The 2,715-nt window shown below is 44.9% G+C and carries 4 protein-coding genes and 1 pseudogene; 1 reads left to right on the plus strand and 4 read right to left on the minus strand.

Features of this window, described 5'->3' with window-relative positions:
* Positions 1-12: 12 nt before the first annotated feature.
* The 4 genes and pseudogenes from NG833_RS26910 to NG833_RS26925 all read right to left on the minus strand — a co-directional run bounded on the left by NG833_RS26910 (position 13) and on the right by NG833_RS26925 (position 2,318).
* The gene (locus NG833_RS26910) at positions 13-384 is read right to left on the minus strand and encodes a hypothetical protein (protein WP_254568350.1); all 372 of its coding nucleotides are present in this window, start codon (positions 382-384) and stop codon (positions 13-15) included.
* Between the two features lie 5 nt (positions 385-389).
* Positions 390-1,588, minus strand: a pseudogene (locus NG833_RS26915) (IS4 family transposase).
* Between the two features lie 91 nt (positions 1,589-1,679).
* Positions 1,680-1,991, minus strand: a complete 312-nt coding sequence (locus NG833_RS26920; protein ID WP_254568351.1) for a hypothetical protein — start codon at positions 1,989-1,991, stop codon at positions 1,680-1,682.
* A 54-nt stretch (positions 1,992-2,045) separates the two neighbouring features.
* Positions 2,046-2,318, minus strand: coding sequence for a helix-turn-helix domain-containing protein (locus NG833_RS26925; protein WP_254568352.1), 273 nt, complete (start codon positions 2,316-2,318; stop codon positions 2,046-2,048).
* A 183-nt stretch (positions 2,319-2,501) separates the two neighbouring features.
* Between NG833_RS26925 and NG833_RS26930 the strand changes: the two genes are divergently transcribed.
* A complete protein-coding gene (locus NG833_RS26930) occupies positions 2,502-2,678 on the plus strand; it encodes a hypothetical protein (RefSeq protein WP_254568353.1) in 177 nt (58 codons plus the stop codon).
* Positions 2,679-2,715 lie beyond the last annotated feature (37 nt).

The raw sequence follows: 2,715 nt of genomic DNA on the forward strand, positions 1-2,715 counted from the left end.
GATCGGGGGTACTCATGACAACAATCCCTGCAATCCAACGAACTGAAGGTCATCATGCCACCACTCCCATTCCAAGCACTGGATTAACCAGCCACAGGGATTGGTGATTTTTTGGTGTCCACCTCGGGAATAGAAGTGCGCGATCGCCCTCCTGACGTTTTCTACGGGATGCTCAAAAACTTTGGCGGGTTTATCTGGGGAATAGTGGATTGCGTGATCCGCACAAACTTGGATCACTGATGCCTTGTTTACCTCAGAAATACTATTGCTGCTGCTACTAGACTCGGGCTTGACTGATTGCGGGTTTGAGGGGTCTGAATCGCAAATTGAATTCTCTGAGCGCAAGTTTTTTTTCGGTTTGGGTTTGGGCTCAGAGGGTGACAAGATAGCTAAACCATTTGCTGTACAAGGGATAGAGCATTTAGACCTTGACGAAAATTCTGAAGCTCTATGAGGTTTTAGGGCCATCAATGCTAACATCTCTTTTCGCTGTGAAAACGAGGGACTGGCTCCAAGCATAACCTGATAATCCGAGCCAAAAGGTACTGTGATGAGGATAATTATTAGGAGTTTTTTCGCTTCGACCGAGGTAATCTACTAAATGGTTAAATTCAAACTCATAACCCCAATTAGTCGCTAAACAATAAGCGAAAGTAATCAACAAAACTAAAGCTAAAAATCGGGTAGTATCCACCCGAGTAGATTCCATGTGATAGCCGCCACTTTTGCAATCTCTAAACATCATTTCAATACCCCACCGTGCTTGATAGAGTTGCTTAACCAGCTTAGAGTTGGAAATCGTAGTTAGTAAATATCATGGTTATTTCCCCTTTTTTCTTGGTGACTTTTTCCCAACAAACTCCTAAGTTAATTCTCTGAATAGGTTCAGATTTTTGAAAGGTTACATTTTTAAAAAAGTCGGATTCGCCCGCTTTAAATCTTTGGGTTTTTAAAGACTTACCTGGCTGGCATTAAGTAGCCACAAAAGCACTCTTTTTTTGACGAAATCCAACGTCTACACCCGTGTCCCTGAGCCAGGAAGCGAGTTTAGCACTGTGAAATTTTCTGTCGCCTATGACCACGAGCGGATAAGGTTAAAGACAGGGCCAGTACCGGCCCTAGTACCCGTTTCTGTTCCCGGAAATAACTACTGCCCAATTTAGAAAGTAACTCCCAATATATTGGTAAAGCATGATTTTCCCAAATTATGGTGGCCATGAGTAGATTCCGGTCTCTCCATTGAGTTCGGTCGAGAGCAATCGCTACATAGTTTTTGGTTTTAAATCTTAATTTTGAGGGATGTCTCGGTTGCGCTCTATTTAATTTTTTCTCTCTAAATTCAGATTTTAAAGCCGCCTTGATTATCGGAAAACAGAGTAACTTACTGCAGAGCTGGGGGAGTTCCAGAAATCGCTGAATATTTCGGATTCGACTCTTGTATTTAATAGGTTGTGGAAAGAAGTTGGCGAGAGTTGATAATCTGACGTTTCGATAACTTTGAAGCATCAGAAACTTTGATTTCTAAGGTCTTTGCTTGACTCTCGCTCAGATGAATGCGTAATAAGGAGTGGTATAATGTCTTTAACATTTTTGGTCAGGGTGGCTCCAAGGGCCACCCGCTTTTTGACGACTTCTCCATTATCTCAAACAATTGCCCCGTCTGGGTTTGACCTCCGTTGTCACCCTCTCAGGGGTTTGGGCGGTATCAGGGAGTCGATCGCTCGGACGATGACTCGGTGAATGGCCCAATGCCCAAAATTTTTCAGCGCCCTGACGATTCCACATTCTGACAATTTGGTAAAGGCATCTTTCACGGTCTGACGGCAGTAGCCTTTTCCTCTATGCCTTGCTACCCATTTGTTGAAGTCTCTGAGGTCGGGTTCTACGGGCTTGTCGAGTGATTTGGTTTCCTCCAACCACTGCCACAGGTATTGGGCCGCGGGCGGAAGTTTCTGTTGCCAGCTATAGGCTGCGTGTTTTTTAGTCCACATAATTTTGATCCGGTTCAAATTTCCCCCGCCGGTGATTTTGACGGGGGTCTGTTTTTATTCGTCCTCGTCCTGGGAGTGCGATCGCACCCTCGGTCCAAAGTCATCGGGCAATTCATTGATGCTGTGGATTTGAAGTAGCCGAGCTATTGCTTTCAGTTGTGGAAGCGTTAGCTTTGCTGAGGTTTTGCCACTTACCCATCGTTGGTAAGTGGTTCGAGGGATTCCACAAGCAACTGCAAACTCATCTTGTGTCAGGGTCGTTCGCTCTAGTCTTAAAGATTCCAGCACGGAATCACCTTCTTGTCTTCGCTCTTTCTTAGATGCCATTATACCACCTTGGCGCTCCATTATGAAGCACCATACTTGACAAATCAAGATAAAAGCTCCATAATGGGGCTAAATAGAGAACACTAAAGGACAGGCAGCGAGATGCTGTCCGTTATCAGGGTGCATTTACGCGACCTGTCCTTTCCTCTGTCTATATCACCTTTTTTGTGATTGGAGAAAAAAATGAGCAGCTACTCTCGCCCTCAGTTAGAGGGCATGACCGTTGCAGCGATTAAGCAGTTTTGCCGGGATAAGGGAACTCCAAAAAATAAAATACCCAAAAACCCACACCCTCAAGGGTGGGGCTATACGGACGAAGCGGTGCCTGCGCGGGCTAAGAACGTCTTTTTAGTTCCTTAAGCATCGCATTTGGGTGATTTATTTGTTGCAATACCCT

It is taken from the genome of Oscillatoria sp. HE19RPO (assembly GCF_024220515.1).
Taxonomy (GTDB): Bacteria; Cyanobacteriota; Cyanobacteriia; order Cyanobacteriales; family Laspinemataceae; genus Laspinema.

Bases quoted from the DNA above. Each gene is read 5' to 3' on its own strand.
- NG833_RS26920 (WP_254568351.1), bottom strand. From the start codon at position 1,991: ATGTGGACTAAAAAACACGCAGCCTATAGCTGGCAACAGAAACTTCCG.
- NG833_RS26925 (WP_254568352.1), bottom strand. From the start codon at position 2,318: ATGGCATCTAAGAAAGAGCGAAGACAAGAAGGTGATTCCGTGCTGGAA.
- NG833_RS26930 (WP_254568353.1), top strand. From the start codon at position 2,502: ATGAGCAGCTACTCTCGCCCTCAGTTAGAGGGCATGACCGTTGCAGCG.